Source organism: Puniceibacterium sp. IMCC21224 (genome assembly GCF_001038505.1).
Taxonomy (GTDB): Bacteria; Pseudomonadota; Alphaproteobacteria; order Rhodobacterales; family Rhodobacteraceae; genus Puniceibacterium.
In genome coordinates this window covers 2,166,819-2,192,273 of the sequence record NZ_LDPY01000001.1, presented here as the reverse complement: position 1 = coordinate 2,192,273, position 25,455 = coordinate 2,166,819, and the positions used below count along the sequence as shown (strand labels likewise).

Genomic DNA, 25,455 nt, shown 5'->3' with positions numbered 1-25,455 from the left:
AATTGAACCCGTAAGGGGAGCAGGATAGGAAGCGCCATGTCGTTGTGGGAATATGCAAATCCGGTCAGATTCATCCGTACCACGGACATCGTTTTGCCGTGGATTTCGGTGCTGGCGGTGCTGTGTCTGGTTGTCGGACTGATCTGGGGTTTCTTCTTTACGCCTGACGATTACCGGCAGGGATCGACGGTCAAAATCATCTATCTGCACGTTCCCTCGGCACTTATGGCGATCAATGCCTGGCTGATGATGCTGGTCGCCTCTGTCATCTGGGTTGTGCGCCGACACCACGTCAGCGCGCTGGCGGCCCGCGCGGCGGCGCCGGTTGGTGCTGTGATGACAGTGATTGCCCTGGCCACCGGCGCGATCTGGGGTCAGCCGATGTGGGGCACCTGGTGGGCGTGGGATCCGCGCCTGACCTCGTTCCTGATCCTGTTTCTGTTCTATCTCGGCTACATCGCCCTGTGGGAGGCGATCGAAGATGACGATACGGCCGCCGACCTTACCGCGATCCTGTGCCTGGTCGGATCAGTCTTTGCCTTACTTAGTCGCTACGCGGTAAATTTCTGGAATCAGGGCCTGCATCAGGGGGCATCACTAAGTCTGGACAAGGAAGAGAACGTGGCAGACGTGTTCTGGCTGCCGCTGCTGGTCTGTATTGGCGGTTTTGTCCTGCTGTTTTTGGCGTTGGTGTTCCTGCGTACCCAGACTGAAATCAGGGCGCGACGCACGCGCGCGCTACTGGCACGGGAGCGTCAGGGATAATGCCGGAACTCGGGAAATATGCAGGCGCGGTGCTGTCGTCTTACGCGGTGGCGCTGGGGCTGATCGTTGTGCTGGTGTCGCTTAGCCTGTGGCGTGCCCGCAAGATCCGCGCCGAGCTGGACAAGGTTGAGGCACGGGTGCTGAAAGGACGCAGAAATGGCTAAGATTTCACCGCTGATGATTGCGCCGCCGCTGATCTTTGCAGCCTTTGCCGCGCTGGCTTACGTGGGCATGTACCGCGACGACCCCCAGGGGCTGCCCTCGACCCGGGTGGGACTGCCTGCGCCTGCGATCACTGAAAAGCGGCTGGCGGACTATCCCGGACTGGAACCGGGAATGTTGCACACGGGGCAGGTGACGCTGATCAACTTTTGGGCCAGCTGGTGCCCGCCCTGCCGGGCCGAGCATCCCAAGCTGCTGGAAATGGCGGGGCAGGGTATTCCGATCATCGGTGTGAACTTTAAGGATCAGGCGGGAACGGCTGAAAGCTACCTTGATGATGACGGCAATCCGTTTTCTGCGGTGGCGTTTGATCCGCAGGGCCGCACGGCAATCGAATGGGGCGTGACCGCGCCGCCCGAGACGTTCATTGTCGATGGTGACGGTGTGGTGCTGTTCCGCTTTGCAGGGCCGCTGGTCGGCAGCGACTATGAACAGCGGTTTCTGCCCGCATTGACCGCAGCACAGGCCGACTAAGCGGGGGGCAGCGAACCTCTTCAACCGCTAGGTTTGGCCGGTGGCGCCAAAACGATCCTCCAACACATCGCGGATGGCTGATCCCGCGCGTGGGAACGCCAATTGGGTTGGAAAACCGACCCCGAATACCGCGTAAAGACCGACACGGCCCGGATCTGATGGTTCAGCGTCTCGACCTGTTGTGCTATCAGGTGCGTCTGTACGGGGTAGGCCAGCCCGGGCTCGGGGAGCTTTCAGTCCGATTGCAGGCCAGCCTTGTCGCAAGGCTCAACCTCTTCGGGCTATACTTGGACTGAATCGGCGCTATCTTGAAGTCTAGAACTCTGTCCGCAGGGTCGGATTTACGTCACCCCCGTTTGTCCGGGAACCCGGCGTTCAAGCCCGGGCGCCGTCGGCCGCGCCCCGGCAGAATCAGTGAATCATAATTCGCATTGGGCCACGGCATCGACCGAGGGGCAGGCTTGCGGTGCGCGCGCAGACGCATAGGCCCCCGCCACCATGAGCATGGCCAATGCAATTGCCTGAAGGATTGTGATAAGTTTCATGGTCTCGTGCCTCACAGTTGCCTCCTCTAGGTGGGAGTGTTGCGACAGAGATAAACCGGAGTCGGCCGATTTGTCCGATCACGGGTTCGGGAGCGGCAGAAAGCCGCCAGTGGGATCACGGCCCTCTGTTCGGGCGGGTGGACTGCTGACGATTTCTGTCAGGAGGGCGGGCTATTGCGTGGGTGTCGTAAGTCAAAGGAGACACAGATGCTTACACTATTCCATGCGCCCAATACGCGGTCGACCGGGGTGCTTGCCCTGCTGCACGCGATGGGAAAACGCGATGCCGTTGATGTGCGTGTCGTCGGTCTGCGGCGATCGGATGGGACCGGCGCGGCGGATTCCGCGAACCCGCATCCCGAGGGCAAGGTTCCCACGCTGATGGTCGGAAAGGAAATGCTGCGCGAACGAAATGCGATTGTGTTGTTCCTGACGGATCATTTTCGCTCGGATCTGGGGCGCGACGTCGGTGCGGCGGGGCGCGCGTCGTATCTGCGCTGGCTGGCCTATTACGGCAATGTGGTCGAGCCGGTATTGATCTCTGAGGCTGCTGGCGTTGCAGACCACCCGGCAATGCAGAGCACCTTTCGCGGTCGCCCCGAGATGGAGGCCGAGTTGAGTGCCGCACTCACCGATCAGCCCTTTTTGCTGGGAGACGATTACAGTGCCGCAGATTTACTGATGGCGTCGCCGTTTGTGTGGTTTCCCGAATTCATGCCCGCAGCGCAATCCATCCGCGACTGGGTGGCACGCTGCGGCGCGCATCCATCAGCGGCCTTGGCCGCGCAGGAAGAAGCGCGAATGACGGCTGACGCCTGAGCGATGCATAGAACGCGTCGCCATCCAGCAAAAAGGGCCCCGGCAAAACCGGGGCCCTTTCTTTCGATGTCGTCGCAGCGTGGATCAGGCCGCTTTGGCCAGATTGCGCAGCACGTAATGCAGCACGCCGCCGTGTTCGATGTATTCGATCTCGATCGCCGTATCGATCCGGCACTTGATCTGGATCTCTTTCACCGTGCCATCAGCAAAGGTGATGGTGCAGGGCACAACCTGCAACGGCTGTATCGTATCGAGACCCGAGATTGACACAGTCTCATCCCCGGTCAGGCCCAGCGATTTCCGGGTGTCGCCATTGGTGAATTCGAACGGGATCACACCCATACCAACCAGGTTGGAGCGATGGATACGCTCAAAGCTTTCGGCGACCACGGCCTTGACGCCCAGCAGGGCTGTGCCCTTGGCTGCCCAGTCACGCGACGATCCTGCGCCGTACTGCTCTCCACCAAAGATCACCAGCGGAGTGCCCGCCTCTTGATAGGCCATGGCAGCGTCAAAGATCGCGGCCTGATCGCCATCGGGGCCCTTGGTGTAACCACCTTCGACGCCATCCAGCATCTCGTTCTTGATGCGGATGTTGGCAAAGGTGCCACGCATCATGATCTCGTGGTTGCCCCGGCGCGATCCGTAGGAGTTGAATTCGCGCTGCGGCACCTGGCGTTCAATCAGGTACTTGCCGGCCGGGGTGGTGTCTTTGAACGATCCCGCGGGCGAGATGTGGTCAGTGGTGATCATGTCGCCAAGGATGGCCAGCACACGGGCATCCACGATGTTCGAGATCGTGCCCGGCTCGGTCCCCATGCCCTGGAAATAGGGCGGGTTCTGAACATAGGTCGACGACACCGGCCAGTCATAGGTCTTGGCATCGGTGGTTTTGACACCCTGCCACTTTTCGTCGCCTTTGAACACGTCGGCATATTTCGACAGGAACGCGGCGCGGGTCACAGTGGCCTCGACGGTTTCGGCAACCTCTTGCGTGGTGGGCCAGATATCCTTGAGATAGACCGGGTTGCCGTCCTTGTCCTCGCCCAGCGGGTCGGTGGTGAGGTTGATATTCATGTCACCGGCGATGGCGTAGGCCACAACCAGCGGCGGTGAGGCAAGGTAGTTGGCACGCACGTCGGGGGAAATCCGGCCCTCAAAGTTGCGGTTGCCCGACAGCACAGCGGTGGCGATCAGGTCACCTTCGGAAATTGCCTCGGTGAGTTCGGCCTGAATCGGACCGGAGTTGCCGATGCAGGTGGTGCAGCCATAACCCACAAGGTTAAAGCCGAGCGCGTCGAGGTCCTCTTGAAGCCCAGCAGCCTCAAGATAAGCTGACACAACCTGCGAACCGGGTGCCAGTGACGTCTTGACCCAGGGTTTGCGCGTCAGGCCAAGGGCACGTGCCTTGCGGGCGACGAGACCGGCGCCGATCATCACATAAGGGTTCGAGGTGTTGGTGCAGGAGGTGATCGAGGCGATCACCACAGATCCGTCGCGGATGCTGTAATCCTCGCCCTTGACCTTGACCGACTTGCGCGGATCCATCTTGGCTGCGGTCGCGGGTCCTTCGGCGGCCATGTCTTCGGCCGGGGCAGTGGTGTCGACACCACGGTATTCATTGACGACGTCAAGGAAGGCCGGTGCGGCCATGTCCAGCGTGGTATAGTCCTGCGGGCGCTTGGGGCCCGAGATGGCCGGCACGATTGTCGTCATGTCGAGGGTCAGCGTGTCGGTGTAGATCGGCGCGTAATCGGCACCGCGCCAGAACCCGTTCTCGCGGGCATAGGCTTCGACCAGGGCGACGCGGTCTTCGTCGCGACCAGTGTTGCGCAGATAGCGCAGCGTCTCGTTGTCGATCGGGAAGAAGCCACAGGTCGCGCCGTATTCGGGCGCCATGTTGGCGATGGTCGCACGGTCCGCCAGCGGCAGATGGTCCAGACCTTCGCCGTAGAATTCGACGAACTTGCTGACCACACCTTTGGCGCGCAACATCTCGACAACCTTGAGCACGAGGTCGGTGCCGGTGGTGCCTTCGAGCATCCTGCCAGTCAGTTCAAAGCCGACAACCTCGGGGATCAGCATGGAGATCGGCTGACCCAGCATCGCGGCTTCGGCTTCGATCCCGCCAACACCCCAGCCCAGAACGGCGGCACCGTTGACCATGGTGGTGTGGCTGTCGGTGCCAACCAGCGTATCGGGATAGGCGACCATCTCACCGTTCTGATCCGTGTCAGTCCAGACCGTCTGGCTGAGGTATTCCAGGTTCACCTGGTGGCAGATACCGGTTCCCGGCGGTACAACGCGGAAGTTGTTAAACGCCGACTGGCCCCACTTGAGGAAGGTGTAGCGCTCCATGTTGCGCTCGTATTCACGGTCCACGTTCATCTGGAATGCACGAGGATTGCCAAATTCGTCGATCATGACCGAGTGGTCGATGACCAGATCAACCGGGTTCAGCGGATTGATCTTGTCCGGGTCGCCGCCGAGGCTGATGATCGCGTCGCGCATCGCGGCAAGGTCGACAACCGCCGGCACGCCGGTGAAATCCTGTAGCAGAACGCGGGCCGGACGATAGGCGATCTCGCGCGGGTTCTTGCCGCCCTTGGCGCCCCATTCGGCAAAGGCCTTGATGTCATCAACGGTGACGGTCTTGCCGTCTTCGAAGCGCAGCATGTTTTCCAGCACGACTTTCAGCGCGGCGGGCAATTTCGAGAAATCGCCAAGGCCGGCGGCCTGGGCTGCGGGAATGGAGTAGTAGTTCAGCGACTTGCCGTTGACGGTAATTGTTTTGCGCGTCTTGGCGGTGTCTTGTCCGACGATGATGGTCATGGGGATCCTTCCTCGGAAGAGTTGTGAAGCTTGGACGTTCAGGTGCTATCTGCATCATGTCTGCCCACCGATCAAGGGGGGTCGCGCAAATTTGTATACCTTGGTACACAATGTGGGGTAGGGCACAGCTCGGCGGAACTTGGTGCAGGCAAGTGGGCAGATGGGCAGGATGGGATGGGCGATCACAGGTGTGTGGCATTCCGGTCGTCTCACGATCTCTCGCAAAACCTTGATTGGTTATTACAGCGCCATGGCGATACGGGTTTTGGCAGGGGATAATCGGGATGGGACACCGGATGCGCAGCTTTGCCGTTATATTCATCGCTCTTTGGGCGGTTTGCGGAGGCGCTGTGCAGGCGCAACAAAGCCCGGTGGTTGTCGAACTCTATACGTCGCAGGGGTGTTCGTCCTGTCCGTCGGCCGACGCGCTGCTTGCACGACTGTCCGAGCGGGACGACGTGATCACGTTGGCCCTGCACGTAGATTATTGGGATTATCTGGGCTGGAAGGATGAATTTGCCAAGGCAATGTTCACCAAACGTCAGCGCGGCTATGCCCGGGCGATGCACAGCCGGTCGATCTATACCCCGCAGATGGTTATCAATGGCAAGAGCAACGTTGTCGGTAATCGGTCGATGGACGTGGCCGAGGTCATCAAAGCGCATAAATCGCGTCGTCAAAAAGTGCATCTCACCCTCGCGCGCAATGGTTCCGGGCTAAGCATCCGCGCCGATGCGCCGAAATCGGTTGGACCGACCGAAATTCAGCTGGTCCGATATCTTCCCAGTGCGACGGTACAGGTCGGACGGGGCGAGAATGCGGGCAAGACAATCACCTATACCTCAATTGTGTCAGATTGGGATGTGGTTGGAACCTGGAACGGTCAGGGCACGTATGACAAGAGCGTCGCACTTGGCGAGGCAGGACCGGTTGTTGTGCTGGTGCAACGCCCGGATCATGGTGCCATTCTGGCGGCGGCGCGTTTGCGTTGACGTTTCGGTTTCCAGCGGCGGTGGATCCAGAACCATTGCCCGGGATCGGCGCGAATGCGCTGCTCAAGCGCAGCTGACGCAGCCTTCATCATCTCGACCGGATCACCATGCGGGATCGGCGCGTCAAACACCGCCTCAAAGCTGATGCCGTCGGGCTGGCGGATACCAAAAAATGGCACCATGAGCGCCCCGGTGCGCAGTGCGATATCCGCAGCTGATGTCAGAGTCGGCGCAGGTTTTCCCATAAAATCAAAGATCTGCCCGGCGCTGTCGTAAACGTCGAACAGCAGTACGCCCATGCCGCCCTCTTTGATATGACGCAGCAGCCCCATCGTTCCGCGCCGCCCCTGCTCGAACACCGGGCCGGAAAGCGCATGCATGTTCTGCGCATAGTGAGCGTTGAAAAACGGGTTGGACATTGGCCGGTAGAGCCCGCCGATCTGGTAGCCACGGGCTACAAGTGCTGCGCGCGGTGCTTCGAAATTGCCGTAATGACCGGTGACAAACAGCACCGGAGTGCCGTTCGCGCGAGCCTTTTGAATCGCGGCCAGTCCGGGTCCGGTGACCTGCGCGGTTGCCATGCGGTCGCGCAACCCGTCGGTGTCGTAATTCTCGATCATCGTGCGGCCGGCATTGTCGGCCACGGCATTTGCGATGCGGGTCTTTTCGGCCGTGGGCATGTCGGGCCAGATATGGCTGAGGTTGTCGAGAGCGCGTTGCCGATATCCCGTCAAGGGCGCGACCAACCGCGCCACCAGCCGCCCCATCAGCCACAGCCGCAGTCGGAGCGGCAAGAGCAGCGCCAATCTTATCAGCCCGCGCAGACCAGCGTCCACCATCCGGTCGGTCAGGCTGCCGGTGACAAGTTTGTCAGGTAGGCTGCGGGTCAAGGAGTATCCTCCGGATTGCTTGAAAGGGGGTTTAGGCGGTGGGACAGGTGGGAGGCAAGAGGCGGTCTTGGCCCGGTTTGAAATCAGGAACGTGCCCCATGCCTGATGCATTCGGTTTGGTCGGACGTGCTTTCGGGACCAACCAGGTCTTCGGTCGGGTATAGTGGGGGTAACTGGACGGGGCGTACCCACTAAGTGTTCCTTCAAAGTTGCAGATCAATGACAGATGTACTCAATACCTACTCCGGGCGCTGTTCACCTAGGAATTTCGCTGCGGCGACCTCAACGCCCCCACTTGGGCTTTGCAACACAGCCGCAACTGCGTGTCGCAGCCGGAAGGGGGGCAATCGCTGCTGCGTCATCGTTTTTCCTTACTCCCGTCAAAGACACCGCGTAGTCTGGGCGCCAAGGCAGGAGGGCGAGATATGCCGCAAACGCGTCAGGATGTGCGTACGCGCCGGGTGTTTTACATCCCGGGCTATGACCCGATTCATCCCCGGCGATACCGCGAGCTTTACCGAAAAGAGGGCGCGGATCAGGCGGCAATTTCGGACTACGCGCTGTCGCTTAGCCCCAAGACCAGCAAGGGCCACTATGGCTGGCAGGTCACTGCACAGATGGATGGCGTTGAGGTCGAGACCGAGGTCGAAGTGCTGGTCTGGTCCGACATCGTTCGCTCCAGCATGTCGAACACCATTCCCGCAACTTACCTGCAATTGATCCGGACCGCCTGGATCTACATCGGCTCGGGCACGTTGCGGCGGTTGATGCGGCTGCGCAAGGGGCCGGTGATCGCGGCGCTCTATCCTGTGGGTATGCTGCTGGTCCAGGCGCTGATTGCGCTGGGGTTGGGGTGGGCGATGTTTGGGCTGGTGACCGCGCTGCTTGCTCCGTTGTTGGGCTCAGTTGCAACGGTCCTTGGCCTGGTCGGCTGGATCGGCGTGGCGGTGGCGGTGCTGCGTTGGTTTAAACAGAAAGATGGCAAGATTTTTGCCTACTACCTGATGCATGATTACGCGTATTCCGCACGCTGGAACGGTGCCAATCCGCCCGAACTCGAAGCGCGGATGGCAGAGTTTACCGAGATCATCGCCGACGCGTTGCGCAGCCCGGTCGATGAAGTGCTGGTGATCGGCCATTCCTCGGGTGCGCATTTGGCGGTGTCGATATTGGCCGACCTGATCCGGCAGGGGCGGGCGCCTGCGAACGGCCCGGCACTGTCGTTTCTGAGCCTTGGGCAGGTGGTTCCGATGCTGTCGTTTCTGCCGAAGGCCGATCGCCTGCGGGCGGATTTGCACGACCTTGCTGCACGCAAAGAGCTGACCTGGGTTGACGTCACTGCCCCCGGTGATGGCTGCGCCTTTGCGCTGTGCGATCCGGTTGCGGTGTCCGGTGTGGCGCCTGAGGGCAAACTCTGGCCATTGGTGTTTTCGGCGCAGTTCACAAAGTCACTCAGCCCTGAGCGTTGGAAAACATTGCGCTGGAAGTTCTTTCGTCTGCACTTTCAGTATCTTTGCGCCTTTGATCAACCGCTGGACTATGATTATTTCCGTATTACCGCTGGCCCGGTGACTTTGGGTGCGCGCTATGCCGGGCGCCCGCCCTCGGCCAGTCGGATCGATGTGGCGGTTTCGAAATACACATCAAGGGCCGCATGACCCCACCCAAACCGCCCAAGCCAAAGACCCGGCCTGATCGCGTGTCTCTCTGGCGCTATATGCAGTTGTTTCGGGCCGATATCCTGTCGGCGCAGCCCGCAAGGCTCTACCGTGCCTGGATGGCCGAATTCCGCACGCCTTTCTTTCGGTCCTATCTGCTGAATCAACCGGATCTGGTTCGCCTGGTACTAAAGGAGAGGCCACAGGATTTCCCGAAATCCGATCGCATCAGCGAAGGCTTGCGACCCTTGCTGGGCGAGTCGGTGTTCCTGACGAATGGGGCGCAATGGGAACGTCAGCGGCGCATCATCGACCCGGCCTTTGAGGGGGGCAGGCTGCGCGATACCTACCCCGCGATGTGGGCCGCGGCCGAGGCGGCGCGTACGCGGCTGGCGCGACAGGCGGGGCAGGTGGTCGAGATTGAAGAGATTACCAGTCACGCGGCGGCGGACGTCATTTTTCGCACGCTATTCTCATTACCTATCGAGGATGAGGTCGCGCAGGCGGTGTTTCAGGAATTTCGCGCCTACCAACGAACGCAACCCATCCTCAATCTTGCGGCTTTTGTACCGCTGCCACGCTGGATGCCGCGGTTTTTTCGTCGCGACACACGGGCGGCGGCGGCGCGAATCCGGGGGTTGATCACTGGGCTGACGACCGCCCGTCAGGCCGAGATCGCTGCGGGGACTGCCCCCGATGATCTGGCGACCAAAATCATGACCACACGTGATCCCCTGACGAACGAAACCTTCTCGACCCAAGAAATGGTGGATCAGGTGGCGATCTTCTTTCTTGCCGGTCACGAGACCAGCGCCAGCGCGTTGTCCTGGGCGCTCTATCTGCTGGCGTTGTTCCCCGACTGGCAGGACAAGGTGGCGGACGAGGCGCAGGCACTGGGAACCGGCGATTTCGCCGAGGCCGGGCGTTTGAAGATCAGCCGTGATGTCTTTCGTGAAACCTTGCGGCTGTATCCGCCTGTGCCGATGATGGTGCGTGAAAACCGCTGCCCGGAGCAGTTCCGTGACCGCAACATTGCCAAAGGCGCCCAAATGGTGCTGAGCCCCTGGCACCTGCATCGTCACGAGCGTCTGTGGGACAGACCCGACGATTTTGATCCGGCACGCTGGGGCACCGAAAATGGCCGGACCTGCGCCCGCGACGCCTTTATTCCATTCTCTGCCGGGGCGCGGGTCTGTACCGGGGCGGGATTTGCCATGGTCGAGGGGCCATTGCTGCTGTCGCTGCTGTTGCGGGATCTACGGGTGGACCTGGTCGAGAACCGCACACCAGAACCCGTGGCGCATCTGACGGTGCGGTCGCGCAACGGCATTTTTCTGCGTGTAACCCGTCGATGAGCTGGGTGAAGTCGGTAATTTCAAACAGTTAGCGCTAAACCTTGTCAGAGCATCTACCATCGTGACGCGACTTGGCCTAAACCCTGCGAAACATCGTTGAACGAGGGGAATTTCAAAGCCATGGCACAGAAGACAGCGACTTTTCAGGAACAAGCAGAGCGGATGACAACCGGCAAGGGCTTTATCGCCGCGCTTGATCAGAGCGGCGGATCGACCCCAAAGGCGCTGAAACTCTATGGCGTCGAAGCGGATGAATATTCCGGTGACGAGGCGATGTTCAACGAGATTCATCTGATGCGCAGCCGCATCATCATGGCGCGCGACTTTACCAGCGCCAAAGTTTTGGGAGCGATCCTGTTTGAACGCACGATGCGCGGTTCGATCAACGGCAAGCCGGTGGCGCAACTGCTGTGGGAAGATCGCGGAATCGTCCCATTCCTCAAGATAGACAAAGGGTTGGAAGACGAAGCGCAGGGCGTGCAGTTGATGAAGCCGATGCCGGATCTTGAGGCGCTGCTGGCGGATGCCGTGGGCTTTGGTATCTTCGGAACCAAGGAACGCTCGGTCATTCAAGAGGCAGACGCGGCTGGGATCGAGGCGGTTGTGGCGCAACAGTTCGACGTCGCGCGCGTTGTTGTCGGTGCGGGCCTGGTTCCGATCATCGAGCCCGAAGTCAACATTCATTCCAAGACCAAGGCCGAGGCGGAAACGCTGTTGTGCGACGCGATCCTCAAGCATCTCGGCGCATTGGACGCAAGCCAGAACGTGATGCTGAAGCTGACGATCCCGACACAGGCCAATATCTATGATGTGCTGGCTGACCATCCACGTGTGCTGCGTGTTGTGGCATTGTCTGGCGGATATTCCACCGACGACGCCTGTGCAAAGCTGGCGACAAACGGCAAGATGATTGCAAGTTTCTCGCGCGCATTAACCGAGGGGCTGAGCAAAAAGCAATCCGATGCGGATTTCAACGATGCCCTCGGAGCGAATATCGACAAGATCTATCAGGCGTCGCTTTAACGTCTAAACCCTTGGGATTGGTCGCGATTATTATCCCTAGGATATCAGTGGCCAAGGCTTTTCAGAACGGTCTTGGCCAAAGGTTTTCTAAAACCTTTTCGGTGCGGTACCGGCCAGCTCGTTCTTGAACGTGGCAGTGCCGGCAAAGCGCATTGAATGGGATAGGATACAGCAATCGCGGGGCAGACACTAACGCTGCCAGATCTGGATCACCAGTTCGTACCAGGTATCGAAGGCCGATAGCGCCCAAGCCGCGTCGTCACAACTTGCGGGACATATAAATGTAATTGTCCCGCGCCTTGAAACCGGCACGGGTATACAGACGCAGCGCTGCGTCGTCGAGTTGATTTACTTCCAGGTGCAGGGCGCGGACTTCGGTCTGCTTTAGCGCTTGCGCCACAGCGTTCAACGCCTCGCCGCCCATGCCGCGGCCACGTACACCGGGACGAATATAGAGTTCGTCGACAATTGCATCCATGCCTCCGAATTCAACCGACCAGCCAAAACTGACCACCAGATACCCCACCGGCGCGCGGCGGGGGCCGACCAGCCACACGGCACCATGAGGAGAGCCGTGGAGCAGCGGTGACAGGGCCGCCTCCTGATGTGTGGCATCGGTGCCAAAACCCAGTTCCGCATGCAGCGCCGCTACCAGCGGTAGCAGGCGCGCAGTGTCGTCGGCATCGGCAAGGTGCAGGGATTTCACAGCCGCGCCAGTCGTTCGGTCAACAGTGCAAAGAACCCATCCGAATCGATATCCCGGATGAAAAACGCGTTGGGCGGTCGGTCGGTCACGCCCCACCAATCCGCAACCGTCATGCCCAGGGTCAGGGGGGATGTCACTTCAATCTCGACATTGACGTTCCGCCCGCCAAACAACTCGGGTTTCAACAGATACGCGGTCACACAAGGGTCATGCAGCGGCGCCCCGTCCGAGCCGTATTTCTCGCGGTCAAAGCGTTCGAAAAAGTCGGTCATCTGTGCGACAGCGACACCTGCTGCATTCCCCAGCGCCCGGAAAGCCTGATTGCGCGCATTCGTGACCAGTGCCTTGTGGGTGACGTCCAATGGCATGACCACTAGGGGGATGCCTGATTTAAATACAATATCAGCAGCTTCTGGGTCGACGTAAATGTTGAATTCTGCCGTCGGAGTGATGTTCCCCACCTCGAAATAGGCGCCGCCCATCAAGACGATCTCTTGGACCCGTCCGACAATATCCGGGGCTTTTTGCAGCGCTGTGGCAATGTTGGTGAGCGGGCCAATCGGGCAAAGCGTGACGCTACCCGATGGTTCGGCGCGCAAGGTGTCGATGATGAAATCGGCGGCATGCTGGTCTTGCAGCGGCATTTGGGGGTCGGGCAGGGACGGACCGTCCAGGCCTGTTTTGCCATGCACATGCTCTGCCGTCACCAGTTTGCGTGCCATAGGTGCGTCGCAACCGGCAAAAACCGGCACGTCGGGCCGACCGGCCAGTTCACAGACGATGCGGGCGTTCTTTTGCGTCAACGATAGCGGCACATTGCCCGCGACGGCGGTGATCCCCAGCACCTCAAGCTCGTCCGGTGAGGCAAGCGCGAGTAGAATCGCAACGGCGTCATCCTGCCCCGGATCAGTGTCGATGATGATCTTGCGCATGGTCTGGTCCCGTCCCCGTGTTGCGTCGTGGTGCCACGCCGAGCCGGCCTGATCAAGGCCAATGGTTGGGCAGTTGCGCCGTTCCGGATGGTCGCATCCCGGTGCATGACGCGACCTGCACCAAGGAAAACGAGTGCAGAACAGGCAAAAGACCGCAGTTTTGGCGGCCCCGAGGCAAGCTTTCCTTGCTGCCCGTGCCGAACTGGGCAATGGGTTGGTGTGTTCCTATCCCGATCCGCACCTCTTTGAGTTCGTTCAAGAGGAGGTTAGACTTTAGGCACAAGTTGGGGTACGTCACTTTCGTTAGCGCTAACGGTCTGATCCGGGCGCAGGTGCAAGCAATACGGAGCTGTCTGTCATGGTCTCTCGTGTCATTCCGGTCGATCCTTTCGATCTGGTCATTTTTGGCGGTACTGGCGACCTTGCCCGTCGCAAAATCATTCCGGGTCTGTTCCGTCGCTTTTGCTCGGGTCAGATGCCGCCAGAGGCGCAAATCATCGGTGCCGCCCGGTCCGAAATGACCGATGCTGAATTCCGCATATTCACTGCCGAGGCAATTGCCGAGTTTGGCGGCAGCGCGGTGGTCGAGGACGGCATGCTTGATGCGTTTCTGGATCGTGTTGGCTACGTCGTCATCGACGCCAAAGGCGAGGGTGGCTGGAAAGAGTTGAGCGCTCGGGTGCGCGACAATCTGGTGCATGCATTCTACTTTTCCGTCGCGCCGTCGCTGTTTGGTGACTTGGCAGAGCGGCTCCACGAGCATGGTTTGGCCGGGGATGAGGCACGGATCGTGGTTGAAAAGCCGTTTGGCAAGGATCTGGAAAGCGCAAGGGCGCTGAACGCCGTGCTGGAAAAGCACTTTGACGAACATCAGATCTACCGGATCGACCACTATCTGGGCAAGGAAACGGTGCAGAATCTGATGGCGGTGCGCTTTGGCAATGTGTTGTTTGAGCCGCTTTGGAATGCCCAATATGTCGATCACATCCAGATCACCGTGGCCGAAACCGTGGGTGTCGGCGGGCGCGGCAGCTATTATGATCAATCTGGCGCGATGCGGGATATGGTGCAGAACCACCTGATGCAGCTTTTGTGCCTGATCGCGATGGAGCCGCCGGCCAAATTCGAACCCGACGCGGTGCGTGACGAAAAGCTCAAGGTGATCCGGGCGCTGGAGCCGGTAGAGCCGCACCATATCGTGCGGGGTCAATATGCTGCCACAGACACAGCGTCGGGCTATCGTCAGGATGTGGAAAACCTGCGCTCTTTCACCGAAAGCTTTATGGCGCTCAAGGTACATATCTCGAATTGGCGGTGGGCTGGCACGCCGTTCTATCTGCGCACCGGCAAAAAGCTCAAGGCGCGCACGTCAGAGATTGTCGTGGTGTTCAAGGACGCGCCGCATTCGATCTTTGGTGTCGACGCCGGTCGGCACCGCAACGTGCTGGCGATCCGGTTGCAACCGAATGAAGGCATGACGCTGGATGTCACCATCAAGGAACCGGGGCCGGGTGGAATGCGGCTGGTCGATGTGCCGCTGGACATGTCCTTTGCCGAAGCCTTGGGACCGGATGCCGAGCAGGCAACCGAGGCCTACGAGCGGCTGATCATGGATGTGATCCGCGGCAATCAGACGCTGTTCATGCGCGGAGACGAGGTTGAGGCCGCCTGGGCCTGGACCGATCCGATCATTGAGGGCTGGATTCGGCGCAGCGACGTCCCCAAGACTTACGATCCTGGTGGTGCCGGTCCCGAGGACGCATTGGTCCTGATGCATCGCGATGGTCGCCGCTGGAGGGAATTGAAGGCATGAGCTACACCTTGCAGGAATATCCTGATCGTGAACTTCTGGCGATTGGTCTGGCCGACCGGCTGGCTGGTGATTTGCGGACGGCTTTGACACAACATGACCGCGTGTCCTTTGCGGTGCCGGGCGGCACGTCGCCCGGGCCGGTATTTGACGATCTTTGCGCTGTTGATCTGGACTGGTCACGGGTTGACGTGATGCTGACAGATGAACGCTGGGTGCCCGAGGATCACGGTCGTTCCAATACGCGGTTGCTGCACAAGCGGCTGCTGGTCGATCGCGCCGCCAAGGCGCGGTATCTGCCGCTTTATGCGCCGGCCGAGACGCCCGAAGAGGTGTTGGACGGGTTGTCTGCCACCATCGAGGCCAGTCTGCCGCTGTCGGTTGTGCTGCTGGGCATGGGGGCGGACCTGCACACAGCCTCGATCTTTCCCGGCGCGGATCTGCTGTCCCAGGCATTATCGGCTGATGCTCCGGCGTTGTTGCCGATGCGGGCCCCTGGCGCGCCCGAGCCACGCATTACCCTGAGCGCGCGGGTGCTGGACGATGCAATGAAAAAACATGTGCTGATCTTTGGCCCCGAAAAGCGCGAGGCGCTGGAGCAGGCGCGGGGGCAATCAGTGGAAGACGCACCGATCAACGCCATTCTGGATGGCGCGGTGGTGCATTGGGCGGAGTAGAGACGATGTGGGACGATGTAAAAAATCTGGCCAGCCGGACCGACGGACGGCGGATCGAAGATCTCTTTGACGATGCAGGACGCGCTGCGGATTTCAGCACTTCGGCTTTGGGGATGCTGTTCGATTATTCCAAGACGCAGTTGGACGCGCCGATCCGTGATGCTTTGATCGCCCTTGCACAAAATACCGGGGTTGAGGCGCGCCGCGCGGCCATGTTTGCTGGCGAAAAAATCAACGAAACCGAGGACCGCGCGGTGCTGCATACCGCCCTGCGCAACCTCGACGGGGGGCCAGTGCTGGTCGATGGGCAGGACGTGATGCCCGCGGTTCTGGCAACCCTTGATCAGATGGCCGCGGTGGCTGACGAGATACGCGCCAGCACCATCACCGATGTGGTGAATATTGGCATCGGCGGCTCAGACCTTGGGCCCGCGATGGCGGCACGAGCGCTGTCACCCTATCACGATGGACCGCGCTGCCATTTTGTGTCCAACGTGGATGCAGCCGACATTTCGGATGTGTTGCGCGGCTGCGATCCGGCGACAACTATGTTCATCGTTGCCTCCAAGACCTTTACCACCATCGAGACCATGACCAACGCCCGCACGGCAAAAGACTGGCTCGACCATCACGGTATCGGCAGCGACGGCCGCTTTGTGGCGCTGTCGTCCAACGCGGGGAAGGCCGCCGAATGGGGTATCCCGCCCGAGCGTGTTCTGGGGTTCGAGGATTGGGTTGGCGGGCGCTATTCCATGTGGGGGCCGATTGGTCTGTCGTTGATGGTGGCGATCGGTCCGCAGGCGTTCCGTGCCTTTCTGCGCGGCGCGCAGGACATGGACCGGCATTTCTGCGCCGCGCCCCTGCACGAGAATATGCCGGTCTTGCTGGCGCTGGTGGGACTCTGGCACAATCAGGTGCTGGGCTACACAACCCGCGCCGTGCTGCCCTATGACAACCGGCTGGGCCGCCTGCCTGCGTACCTTCAGCAGCTTGAGATGGAGAGCAACGGCAAAGGCGTGTCGATGGATGGCGCTGATCTGACCGTGCCCTCTGGCCCCGTAGTCTGGGGCGAGCCGGGGACCAACGGTCAACACGCCTTTTACCAGTTGATCCATCAGGGCACCCGCGTTGTCCCGGTCGAATTCATGGTCGCTGCTGGAGGACACGAGCCGGATCTGAAACATCACCACGCGCTGCTGGTGGCCAATTGTCTTGCCCAGTCCGAGGCGTTGATGACGGGTCGATCGCTGGACGAGGCGCTGGATATCATACGGGCAAAGGGGCTGACGGGCGCTGAACTGGACCGTCAGGCACGGCACCGGGTGTTCCCCGGAAACCGCCCCTCGACCACGTTGCTCTATGCGCAACTCACCCCCGAGGTTTTTGGCAAGATCATCGCGCTGTATGAGCACCGGGTGTTTGTCGAAGGGGTGATCCTGGGTATCAATTCTTACGACCAATGGGGCGTTGAGCTGGGCAAGGAACTGGCGACCAAGCTTGGGCCGCTTGTAGAGGGCAAGGAACCTGCGGATGACAAGGACGGATCAACCCGGCAGTTGATCGACTATGTGCTGACTTACGCAGGCTAGGGCGTCAGGGGATATTGAACCCCGGCCCAGCCAGCGTGAAGCCGCTGAACTCAAATCCCGGTGAAACGGTGCAACCCACCAGAGTCCAGGCACCTGTGGTCTGTGCCGCTTGCCAATGGTGTGGCTGCACGATCAGTTGCGGCGCTTGACCTGCGGCCAGGTCCGGGCCCAGTGTCAGATCGCGTCGCGGTCCGGCGTCCGTCTCGGAAACCGACAGGATCAGCGGCGCACCTGCGTAGAAATGCCAGATTTCCGCGGCATCGACCTTGTGCCAGTGGCTGATCTGACCCTTGGCCAGAAGGAAATAGATCGCGGTGCCAGTGCCGCGCCCGTCGCTAGGTTCACGCCAGGTTTCGCGATAGAATCCACCTTCGGGATGTGGGGCGAGGTCCAGTTTGGCGATGATATCGTCTGCGCTTCGGTCTGGCATTTTGGTGCGACTCCGTTCGGTGGCCTGAGGTGGCGTTAACCAATCTGCGGCAGCGTCTGTGGTCGGGCTATCACCGACCGAGAGGCTAGAACCATGTCCCAATTTCCCAAGACCGTTCGGCAGATTGCCGAAGAGATTGTCGCCCGCGAAGGCGGCTATGTAAATGACCCTGACGATCCGGGCGGAGCGACCAATTTTGGGGTCACGCTTGGTACGATGCAGCGGCTCGGGCTCGATCTGACCGGCGACGGGCGCATCACCAGCGCTGATGTGCGGGGCCTCAGCCGCGAACAGGCGGTCCAGATCTTTATCACGCATTACTTCCGCCGACCTCGGATCAGCGATTTGCCAACGGCGCTACATCCGTCGGTGTTTGATATGTATGTCAATGCCGGGTCGAACGCGGTCAAGATCCTGCAACGGTTGTTGACGCAGATGGGCTATCGGCTGGCAGACGACGGGGCGATTGGTCCACGCACCCTTGCCGCGGCACAAACCGCAATGGCCAGAGCGCCAGAGGCTTTTGTCGACGCCTACGGGATTGCACGGCGAAACTACTATTTTGGTTTGGCGGATGGTCGGGTGGCGTCGCGCAAATACGCCCGCAGACGTGATGGCGGCAAAGGCGGCTGGATCGCGCGCGCAGAAGAATTTATCTCGCCCCGGTATCACCTGAGCGATGCTCAGTTTCAGGCGAGGGTGGCACAATGGGGCTGATTGATAAGGTTTTGGGGCTGCTCTTTGGGTCCGGGCGCAACCTGGTGGCGGAAACAGCCGAAGTGTTCCGCGTCAACGCCGAAGCACAGGCCAACCGCGAGGCGGGCCTTCAGGGGCAGGCGCTTGATCAGTTCGGACGCGAATTTTTGGCAGGACGCCGCTGCCTGTTCGACCGGTTCATGGATGGGTTGAACCGCGTGCCGCGCCCGGCCTTGGCATTGGGAACACTTGGGTTGTTCATCGCGGCCATGATCGATCCGGTGTGGTTTGCCGAACGCATGACGGGGCTTGCCTTGGTGCCAGAGCCACTGTGGTGGCTGCTGGGGGCGATCGTGAGTTTTTATTTTGGCGCGCGGCATCAGGCCAAGGGGCAGGATTTTCGGCGGGATCTGGCCGCAACCGTCGCCGCCGCGCCGCAGGTGGTTCGCACGGTCGAGGGGCTTAGAACCCTGCGAGATGTGTCTGCCGATGTATCTCCCCCTGTGTCTGTCTCTGTGGCCACGACGTCATCAAGCGCAGCAGAGGCTGTTGTTCAGGGGGATGACGCCAATCCTGCACTTGCTGAATGGCGGGCACTCGCTGGATAAAAGCCCCCGCGACAATGTGAACCGCGGGCCGCGTCGAAACTCGTTGGCCCGCATCGGTCAAAGCCCTATACGTGATCCATGGTTACAGAATTCGGTCACGTCGCCCTTATCCTTGCTTTTCTGATCGCCTGCGTGCAGGCCGTCGTGCCGATGATTGGCGCGCATAAGCGATGGCCGGGCTGGATGGCGGTGGCCGAACCGGCGGCTACAGCGCAGTTTTTGCTGACGGCGATGGCGTTTGGCGCCTTGATGCACGCCTTTGTGGTGTCGGATTTCAGCTTGCGCCTGGTTGTGCTCAACTCGCACTCGGCCAAGCCGTTGCTCTATAAAATCAGCGGTACCTGGGGGAATCACGAGGGGTCGATGCTGCTCTGGGTGCTGATTCTGGCGCTGTTCGGGGCAATGGCGGCATGGTTTGGCGGCAATCTTCCACCGACCTTGCGGGCACGGGTGCTGGCGGTGCAATCGTCGATTGCCGTGGCGTTCTTTGCCTTCATTTTGTTTACGTCGAATCCGTTCCTGCGCATGGCGGTGCCGCCGTTTGATGGTCAGGATCTGAACCCGCTGCTGCAAGACCCCGGACTGGCCTTTCATCCGCCGTTTTTGTACCTCGGATATGTTGGACTCAGCATCTGCTTTAGCTTTGCGGTTGCCGCGTTGATCGAGGGGCGTGTCGATGCTGCCTGGGCGCGGTGGGTTCGACCCTGGACACTGGCGGCGTGGATTTTCTTGACCATCGGTATCGCGCTGGGATCCTGGTGGGCCTATTACGAACTGGGCTGGGGCGGTTTCTGGTTCTGGGACCCGGTCGAAAATGCGTCGTTCATGCCATGGCTGCTGGCCGCAGCGCTGCTACATTCGGCGATCGTGGTGGAAAAGCGCGAGGCGTTGAAGAGCTGGACCATCCTGCTGGCAATTCTGGCGTTCGGCTTTTCGTTAATCGGAACTTTTATCGTCCGATCAGGCCTGCTGACCAGTGTTCACGCCTTTGCCAATGATCCAGAACGCGGTGTGTTTATCCTGATGATTCTGGTGTTTTTCACGGGCGGCGCGCTTATGCTGTTTGCCGCCCGCGCGGGGACGATGCAGGCCAAGGGTGTGTTCGGCGTGGTCAGCCGCGAAAGCGCGCTGGTGGCCAACAATATCCTGCTCGCAGTGAGCGCGCTTGTCGTGTTCGTCGGGACGATGTGGCCGCTTGTGGCCGAAATGTTTTTTGATCGCAAGCTAAGCGTCGGTGCGCCGTTCTTTAACATGGCCTTTACGCCATTCATGATGTTGCTGGGGCTGATCCTGCCGCTAGGTGCCATGATGGCGTGGAAACGTGGCAAGGTTACGCGCACTTTGCGGGCGTTACTGCCGGCCTTTGGGCTGGCGCTTGCGCTGGCTGGTCTGGTCTGGTCGATGCAGACTGGACGCAGCCTGATGGGACCGATTGGTGTTTTCCTCGGGGTCTGGCTGATCGCTGGATCGTTCACCGACCTTTGGACGCGGACCGGACGGTCGCGCGATATGTCACGCCTGCTGCGTTTGCCGCGCGCCGACTGGGGCAAGGCCGTGGCCCATGCGGGGATGGGTGTCACCATGATGGGCATCGCCGGCCTGATGGCCTGGCAACAGGAAGATATCCGCGTCGTCCAAGTCGGCCAAAGCTTTGACGTCGGCGATTACGAGCTGACATTGCAGGACGTGGCGAGCGGCAAGGGCCCGAACTATTTCTACACCAAGGGCACGGTTGCGCTGTTCGAAGGTGGGCGGGCGGTGAGTACGCTGTACCCGGAAAAGCGCACCTATCCGGTGGCGCAAATGCCGACAACCGAGGCCGCAATCGACTATCGTTTTCTGCGCGACGTCTATGTGGTCATCGGTGACGAACAACAGAACGGCGGATGGGTGATCCGCACCTACATCAAACCGCTCGCGAACTGGATCTGGGGGGGATGTCTGCTGATGGCGCTGGGTGGCGGGCTTAGCCTGTCGGACCGACGCTATCGCATTGCCGCTGGCGCCCGCAAGGCGGCACAGCCCAAAGCGGTGCCCGCAGAATGAAGGCGCTGCTGTTGTCGCTGCTGCTTTTAGGCAGTGCCTCTGGGGTGGTTCTCGGCGTCTTTGCCGGTGCGGCTTATGCGGTCCAGCCGGACGAGGTTTTGGATGATCCGGCGCTTGAGGCACGTGCGCGCGCGCTGTCCAAGGGTCTGCGCTGTCTGGTGTGCCAGAACGAGAGCATCGACGAATCCAACGCGTCGCTTGCCCGTGACCTCAGGATTCTGGTGCGCGAACGTTTGGTGGCCGGCGATAACGATCAAGAGGCGATTGATTTCATCGTGGAGCGCTACGGCGAATTTGTGTTGCTGCAACCGTCAATGGGTGGTGCAAATATTCTGCTTTGGGCGGCGGGCCCTTTGATGCTGTTGTTGGCACTGGCTATGGGCGTGTTTTACGTTCGGGGGCGGGCCGCTGCGCCGCCAGAGGATGAGGCGGGACTGAGCGAACAGGAACAGGCGCGCCTGCGTGACATTCTGAACGAGTGACCCGTTGCACGGGGTGGGGCGGGATGCTAGATCACACACAGGGTCCGCAGTTCACCCAGGTTCCGCCAGCTTCTAAACCTGCTTTTTGTCGCGCAACGGACCAGTTTTCCCCAAGCGAGACCCACGGACAAGGGCGGACATCCACCCCATAGCAGGGGCGCGGTATCGCACCGGAGAGCACCATGTCCCGTGACGTGACCCAATTGATCATCCACGATCTTTCGCAATTCGCTAAATCCCTGCGTGCCGAACTGTCGGCAGCGCCCGCGCATCTTGATATGCTCGGAATGATTGCCCGGGCATCAGGGTATCGCAATTACCAGCACCTGTTGTCCCGCAACGCGTCGCAGCCGCATGTTCCAATTGACGACCGCAGGGTTGCCCGCGCCGCGCGGTATTTTGACCAGAACGGCTGCTTTGCCCGCTGGCCGGCACGAACCGGAATTCAGATGCTATGTTGCTGGGTGATCTGGTCGCAGCTGCCCACGCGTGAGGTTATGACTGAACGCCAGATCAGCGCCAGGATTGACGAACTCTGCGGTTTTCGCGATGCCGCACAAATCCGTCGGTCCCTGATCGAAGCGGGCGGATTGACGCGTACTCTGGATGGGGCGCAATACCGCAGGGTCGAAGCCCCGCTGTCCGCCGAGGCGCAAGCTCTGATGCGGCAGGTTCTTCCGCACAGGCGAAGCTGAAACATTGGCGCATCGCGCAACTATCGGAAATGACGCCGCGTTTGGCTTTGCCAAAATGCGTGCCGGTGTGTTTGATGCGACCAACCAACACAGCAGGAGCGGATTATGCACTACGAAACCCTGACGTTCGACATCACCGACAATGTGGCGGTGGTGTCGCTCAACCGGCCAGAGGTGATGAACGCTCTCAACACCCAGATGCGCGCGGAAATCACCGATGCGGTAACGCAGGGTGGCCGCGAGGCGCGCGTGGTTGTGTTGACCGCAACGGGCCGGGCCTTTTGTTCGGGCCAGGATCTGGGCGACCGGGCCAATGTTGCCAATATTGATCTTGAACGGACATTGCGGGACGAATATGTGCCAATGCTGCGGGCGATTTTTGACTGTCCGGTGCCAACGATCTGCGCCGTCAATGGCGCGGCAGCCGGGGCCGGGGCAAACCTTGCTCTTGCGGCGGATGTGGTGATCGCCACAGAATCCGCATTCTTTCTACAGGCTTTCACCCGCATCGGCCTGATTCCTGACGCCGGCGGCACATGGACGCTGCCGCGCCAGATGGGGCTCGCCAAGGCGATGGGCGCAGCCTTGTTCGCGGACAAGATCAGTGCGCGTCAGGCTGATGACTGGGGTATGATCTGGGAAGCAATCGAAGATGATGCCTTTGACGCCCATTGGCGCGCCCGCGCGGCGCATTTGGCAAATGGGCCGACCGCAGCGTATGCCCGTGTCAAAACGGCGATCCGCGCATCGTTTGACAATGACCTCGAAGCACAGCTCGCTGTTGAGGCGCGGCTTCAGGGCGAATGCGGCAAGACACGTGATTTCAAGGAAGGCGTCGTCGCCTTCTTAGAAAAACGCCCCGCGAAATACGAGGGGCGCTGAGATCGCATCACCTATCGGCGCCGCTGACTGGCGACCCCGATAGGTGCATCAGGCAAAGGCCATCATGCCTTCGGCGTCGTCCTGCTCTTCTTCTTCCGGCTCTTCGAGCAGCGCAGTCTTTAGCGCGATATCGTCATAGCCGACGGCATATTGCGCGCAGTCCTCATCATCGTCAGTGGTTGGCACATAGCGCAGATTGCTGACCGCACCCGACCCAGCAAAGGTTACGTCCATCACCGACACGCCATCGGTGTCGATGTCCAGATCCTGCGCTGAGTGGTCGCCTCTGACCGGAATATCGACCGAGTTCAACAGCGTACCATCAATATCGTACAGGTCGATGACACCGCCCTGTTCCTCAACATCCAGCAGTGTGAGGCTGACAACGTCGGACGGATCAGTGAAGTTGAAGGTGATCGTGCCGCCCTGAGCGTTGTCATCCGGATCGTCGGCGTCATTATCTTCGGAAATGATGATCGCATTGCCCTCATCGGCAAACCCCAGGTCGTGATCGCCGCCGGTGGGGTTCGCAGTGTCAAAGATCATCGCATCATTTTCACTGTTCGGATCGTCGCCAGCGCGCTGCGCGGATACGGTGAAACCAGCGAATTGATCTGAGGCGGTGTCGCCGACCTCGGCCTCATCAAACCCGGCGTCGATGTGATCTGCGCCTTCGACGTCATCAATGGTCAGAACCTGCATATTGTCGACATAGATCTTTTCGTCCCGCGCCGAGAGGTCCGAAACCAGTCGGAACTGCACATCCTCATTAGCAGTGTCGAGCACACCACCGGAATAGTTCAGCGTTGTCAGATCGGTATCAAAGGTCTGCCCGGTTTCTGATCCGACCATCGCGGTGCCGGCATCATTGACCTGAAATTCGTCCAGCAGAACCCAGTTGCCGCCGTCGATCTGCACCTCGAGCCGCAGGCTGTCGGCATTCCAGCCGCCATTCTCAAAATTGCGCAAGTTTTCGGCACGCATGTCGATGTTCAGCGCGACGGGCTCAGATGTTTCGACTTCGGCAAATATCAGCTTTCCGTCGTTGCAGCCGTCGGTGTAGGCCTGCCCGTTGCGGATTTCCCAACCGTCGTCGCGAACGACCTCGGCGCTGTGTGAAGGGTTGTAAACGTCATCAAAATCTTCGGATTGCACAACCTCTGTGCCGACGCCGGTGCCCGCCTCGGCGGCTTCGCTGACGGTGATTTCGACGTTGTCGAACAATACGATCTCATCATACGACGAAATGTCCGAAACGATGCGGAACTGTGCCTCATCTGTCGCAGCGTCGAGTACGCCACCGGAATAGCTAAGAGCACCTGATTCAGACCCGATGATCTGGCCCGTTTCCGACCCAACCAGGGCTGTGCCGGCGTCATTTACCACAAATTCGTCCAGCAATATCCAGTCGCCATTGTCCAGGCGCACCTCAACCCGGAGGGAATCCCGGCCCCAGCCATCGGCGTCGAAACGGTTCAGGTTGATGCCCTGAGCCTCAACGCTGAACGACACCGGCCCGTCAGTTTCAACTGACTCGAACTGCAACGTGCCGTCGTGCCAGCCATTGGTCAGCAGCTTGCCATGATGAATACCCCAATGGGCATCGCTTTCGACCGCGTCGCTTTGATCCGGGGACCAGATACCCGAAAAATCTTCGCTGACTGCAACCGTTTCAACCATGGGCGCGGGGGCTTGCGCGGACGAGGTTAGCGCCAGTCCGTTTCCGCCATCAGAATTGATCACAGCCGTCATATTAGAGATGTCGATATCCGACAGCGACAGAGGCATCTCACCATCCAGGTAGAGCGTGAACGCCGCCTGATCAATATCGCCCTGGCTGGTTGACGGCAGCTGGCCAAATTCGATCCGGCAATCATAGGCCTCTTGCAACTGGGCGCCGTTGTTCATCTGGTTCAATGTGCCGGGGGCGACATCAAACCCGGTGATTTCTTGGGTGTCGACTGCCGGGTAGATCGTCACATCGGACGCAACAGCATCATTGGTCAGGTTAAAGAACAGCGCATCAACATCGGTGGCGGCGGGGTCGAGGGCAAACACCTGAACAACCAGATTCCCTTCATCCTCTGATATGACGACGCGCACCTGCGGGTCACATCCCAAAATGGTTTCGGTGCTCTGGCCAGTGCTCATGGTGCTTATTCCTCAACGGGGAAACGGTGGGTTACATCAGCTGTGTCGCGCATAAGGCCGTGCGTGCCACGTTATTTTCGGGAAACACTGTGTTTCGGACAAAGTCTTGCCACAATTCAGTTTTTCTAGGTCGCGTTCGCTCAACAATTGCCGGGCGGGCCGTGTTATTGTTCCCG

Annotated in this window: 24 protein-coding genes; 17 read left to right on the top strand and 7 right to left on the bottom strand. The window is 60.1% G+C overall.

Annotation, left to right across the window (positions count from 1 at the left end; genetic code table 11):
• The first annotated feature begins 36 nt into the window (after nucleotides 1–36).
• The 3 genes from IMCC21224_RS10080 to IMCC21224_RS10070 are packed head-to-tail and all read left to right on the top strand — an operon-like array spanning nucleotide 37 to nucleotide 1,461.
• Nucleotides 37–765 carry a heme ABC transporter permease gene (locus tag IMCC21224_RS10080; protein ID WP_047995248.1) on the top strand — a complete coding sequence of 243 codons (729 nt, stop codon included), beginning with the start codon at nucleotides 37–39 and terminating at the stop codon, nucleotides 763–765.
• Complete coding sequence (gene ccmD / locus IMCC21224_RS10075; protein WP_369796018.1) at nucleotides 765–929, top strand: heme exporter protein CcmD; 165 nt, start codon at nucleotides 765–767, stop codon at nucleotides 927–929. The genes IMCC21224_RS10080 and ccmD overlap by 1 nt, the downstream gene beginning before the upstream one ends.
• Nucleotides 922–1,461, top strand: a complete 540-nt coding sequence (locus tag IMCC21224_RS10070; RefSeq protein WP_047995246.1) for a DsbE family thiol:disulfide interchange protein — start codon at nucleotides 922–924, stop codon at nucleotides 1,459–1,461. The genes ccmD and IMCC21224_RS10070 overlap by 8 nt, the downstream gene beginning before the upstream one ends.
• 419 nt (nucleotides 1,462–1,880) lie before the next feature.
• On the opposite strand, the gene IMCC21224_RS28835 is transcribed toward IMCC21224_RS10070, so the two are convergent.
• Complete coding sequence (locus tag IMCC21224_RS28835) at nucleotides 1,881–2,006, bottom strand: hypothetical protein (RefSeq protein ID WP_255347990.1); 126 nt, start codon at nucleotides 2,004–2,006, stop codon at nucleotides 1,881–1,883.
• Between the two features lie 207 nt (nucleotides 2,007–2,213).
• Between IMCC21224_RS28835 and IMCC21224_RS10065 the strand changes: the two genes are divergently transcribed.
• The gene (locus IMCC21224_RS10065) at nucleotides 2,214–2,825 is read left to right on the top strand and encodes a glutathione S-transferase family protein (protein WP_047995245.1); all 612 of its coding nucleotides are present in this window, start codon (nucleotides 2,214–2,216) and stop codon (nucleotides 2,823–2,825) included.
• An 84-nt stretch (nucleotides 2,826–2,909) separates the two neighbouring features.
• On the opposite strand, the gene acnA is transcribed toward IMCC21224_RS10065, so the two are convergent.
• A complete protein-coding gene (gene acnA, locus IMCC21224_RS10060; RefSeq protein WP_047995244.1) occupies nucleotides 2,910–5,657 on the bottom strand; it encodes an aconitate hydratase AcnA in 2,748 nt (915 codons plus the stop codon).
• Between the two features lie 284 nt (nucleotides 5,658–5,941).
• Between acnA and IMCC21224_RS10055 the strand changes: the two genes are divergently transcribed.
• The gene (locus tag IMCC21224_RS10055) at nucleotides 5,942–6,649 is read left to right on the top strand and encodes a thioredoxin family protein (RefSeq protein ID WP_231582049.1); all 708 of its coding nucleotides are present in this window, start codon (nucleotides 5,942–5,944) and stop codon (nucleotides 6,647–6,649) included.
• Here IMCC21224_RS10055 and IMCC21224_RS10050 read toward each other — a convergent pair.
• A complete protein-coding gene (locus IMCC21224_RS10050; RefSeq protein ID WP_047997018.1) occupies nucleotides 6,613–7,488 on the bottom strand; it encodes a lysophospholipid acyltransferase family protein in 876 nt (291 codons plus the stop codon). The two genes, IMCC21224_RS10055 and IMCC21224_RS10050, sit on opposite strands and share 37 nt — an antisense overlap.
• Before the next feature lie 476 nt (nucleotides 7,489–7,964).
• Here IMCC21224_RS10050 and IMCC21224_RS10045 point away from each other — a divergent pair, with 476 nt between their 5' ends.
• From IMCC21224_RS10045 to IMCC21224_RS10035, 3 genes are all read left to right on the top strand, one after another.
• Nucleotides 7,965–9,197: a hypothetical protein gene (locus IMCC21224_RS10045; protein ID WP_047995243.1), complete on the top strand. Its 1,233-nt coding sequence runs from the start codon at nucleotides 7,965–7,967 to the stop codon at nucleotides 9,195–9,197.
• Nucleotides 9,194–10,552, top strand: coding sequence for a cytochrome P450 (locus IMCC21224_RS10040; RefSeq protein ID WP_047995242.1), 1,359 nt, complete (start codon nucleotides 9,194–9,196; stop codon nucleotides 10,550–10,552). The genes IMCC21224_RS10045 and IMCC21224_RS10040 overlap by 4 nt, the downstream gene beginning before the upstream one ends.
• Nucleotides 10,553–10,672: 120 nt before the next feature.
• On the top strand, nucleotides 10,673–11,575 hold the full coding sequence (locus tag IMCC21224_RS10035) for a fructose bisphosphate aldolase (RefSeq protein ID WP_047995241.1): 903 nt from the start codon (nucleotides 10,673–10,675) through the stop codon (nucleotides 11,573–11,575).
• 259 nt (nucleotides 11,576–11,834) lie between these two features.
• Here the strand turns inward: IMCC21224_RS10035 and IMCC21224_RS10030 are convergent, their stop codons facing one another.
• Both IMCC21224_RS10030 and IMCC21224_RS10025 read right to left on the bottom strand, forming a co-directional pair.
• Entirely contained in the window at nucleotides 11,835–12,281 is a 447-nt protein-coding gene (locus IMCC21224_RS10030; protein ID WP_047995240.1) for an N-acetyltransferase, read from the bottom strand.
• Nucleotides 12,278–13,213: a nucleoside hydrolase gene (locus IMCC21224_RS10025; RefSeq protein WP_047995239.1), complete on the bottom strand. Its 936-nt coding sequence runs from the start codon at nucleotides 13,211–13,213 to the stop codon at nucleotides 12,278–12,280. The genes IMCC21224_RS10030 and IMCC21224_RS10025 overlap by 4 nt, the downstream gene beginning before the upstream one ends.
• Nucleotides 13,214–13,571: 358 nt before the next feature.
• Here IMCC21224_RS10025 and zwf point away from each other — a divergent pair, with 358 nt between their 5' ends.
• The 3 genes from zwf to pgi are packed head-to-tail and all read left to right on the top strand — an operon-like array spanning nucleotide 13,572 to nucleotide 17,289.
• Nucleotides 13,572–15,026: a glucose-6-phosphate dehydrogenase gene (zwf, locus tag IMCC21224_RS10020; RefSeq protein ID WP_047995238.1), complete on the top strand. Its 1,455-nt coding sequence runs from the start codon at nucleotides 13,572–13,574 to the stop codon at nucleotides 15,024–15,026.
• A complete protein-coding gene (pgl, locus tag IMCC21224_RS10015; RefSeq protein WP_047995237.1) occupies nucleotides 15,023–15,700 on the top strand; it encodes a 6-phosphogluconolactonase in 678 nt (225 codons plus the stop codon). Before zwf ends, pgl begins: the two co-directional genes overlap by 4 nt.
• A 5-nt stretch (nucleotides 15,701–15,705) precedes the next feature.
• The gene (gene pgi, locus IMCC21224_RS10010) at nucleotides 15,706–17,289 is read left to right on the top strand and encodes a glucose-6-phosphate isomerase (protein WP_047995236.1); all 1,584 of its coding nucleotides are present in this window, start codon (nucleotides 15,706–15,708) and stop codon (nucleotides 17,287–17,289) included.
• A 4-nt stretch (nucleotides 17,290–17,293) separates the two neighbouring features.
• On the opposite strand, the gene IMCC21224_RS10005 is transcribed toward pgi, so the two are convergent.
• Nucleotides 17,294–17,719 carry a cupin domain-containing protein gene (locus tag IMCC21224_RS10005; protein WP_047995235.1) on the bottom strand — a complete coding sequence of 142 codons (426 nt, stop codon included), beginning with the start codon at nucleotides 17,717–17,719 and terminating at the stop codon, nucleotides 17,294–17,296.
• Nucleotides 17,720–17,812: 93 nt separating this feature from the next.
• Here IMCC21224_RS10005 and IMCC21224_RS10000 point away from each other — a divergent pair, with 93 nt between their 5' ends.
• The 6 genes from IMCC21224_RS10000 (at nucleotide 17,813) to IMCC21224_RS09975 (ending at nucleotide 23,128) form a co-directional block, all read left to right on the top strand.
• Nucleotides 17,813–18,436, top strand: a complete 624-nt coding sequence (locus tag IMCC21224_RS10000) for a holin-associated N-acetylmuramidase (RefSeq protein ID WP_047995234.1) — start codon at nucleotides 17,813–17,815, stop codon at nucleotides 18,434–18,436.
• Nucleotides 18,427–19,023 carry a holin family protein gene (locus IMCC21224_RS09995; protein WP_047995233.1) on the top strand — a complete coding sequence of 199 codons (597 nt, stop codon included), beginning with the start codon at nucleotides 18,427–18,429 and terminating at the stop codon, nucleotides 19,021–19,023. The genes IMCC21224_RS10000 and IMCC21224_RS09995 overlap by 10 nt, the downstream gene beginning before the upstream one ends.
• A 78-nt stretch (nucleotides 19,024–19,101) precedes the next feature.
• Nucleotides 19,102–21,069 carry a heme lyase CcmF/NrfE family subunit gene (locus tag IMCC21224_RS09990; RefSeq protein WP_047995232.1) on the top strand — a complete coding sequence of 656 codons (1,968 nt, stop codon included), beginning with the start codon at nucleotides 19,102–19,104 and terminating at the stop codon, nucleotides 21,067–21,069.
• Nucleotides 21,066–21,551: a cytochrome c-type biogenesis protein gene (locus IMCC21224_RS09985; protein WP_047995231.1), complete on the top strand. Its 486-nt coding sequence runs from the start codon at nucleotides 21,066–21,068 to the stop codon at nucleotides 21,549–21,551. The genes IMCC21224_RS09990 and IMCC21224_RS09985 overlap by 4 nt, the downstream gene beginning before the upstream one ends.
• 182 nt (nucleotides 21,552–21,733) lie before the next feature.
• Nucleotides 21,734–22,246: a DUF2087 domain-containing protein gene (locus tag IMCC21224_RS09980; RefSeq protein ID WP_047995230.1), complete on the top strand. Its 513-nt coding sequence runs from the start codon at nucleotides 21,734–21,736 to the stop codon at nucleotides 22,244–22,246.
• 105 nt (nucleotides 22,247–22,351) lie between these two features.
• Nucleotides 22,352–23,128, top strand: coding sequence for an enoyl-CoA hydratase-related protein (locus IMCC21224_RS09975; protein WP_047995229.1), 777 nt, complete (start codon nucleotides 22,352–22,354; stop codon nucleotides 23,126–23,128).
• Nucleotides 23,129–23,176: 48 nt separating this feature from the next.
• Here IMCC21224_RS09975 and IMCC21224_RS09970 read toward each other — a convergent pair whose 3' ends face one another.
• Nucleotides 23,177–25,279, bottom strand: a complete 2,103-nt coding sequence (locus tag IMCC21224_RS09970) for a hypothetical protein (protein ID WP_047995228.1) — start codon at nucleotides 25,277–25,279, stop codon at nucleotides 23,177–23,179.
• Between the last annotated feature and the right edge of the window lie 176 nt (nucleotides 25,280–25,455).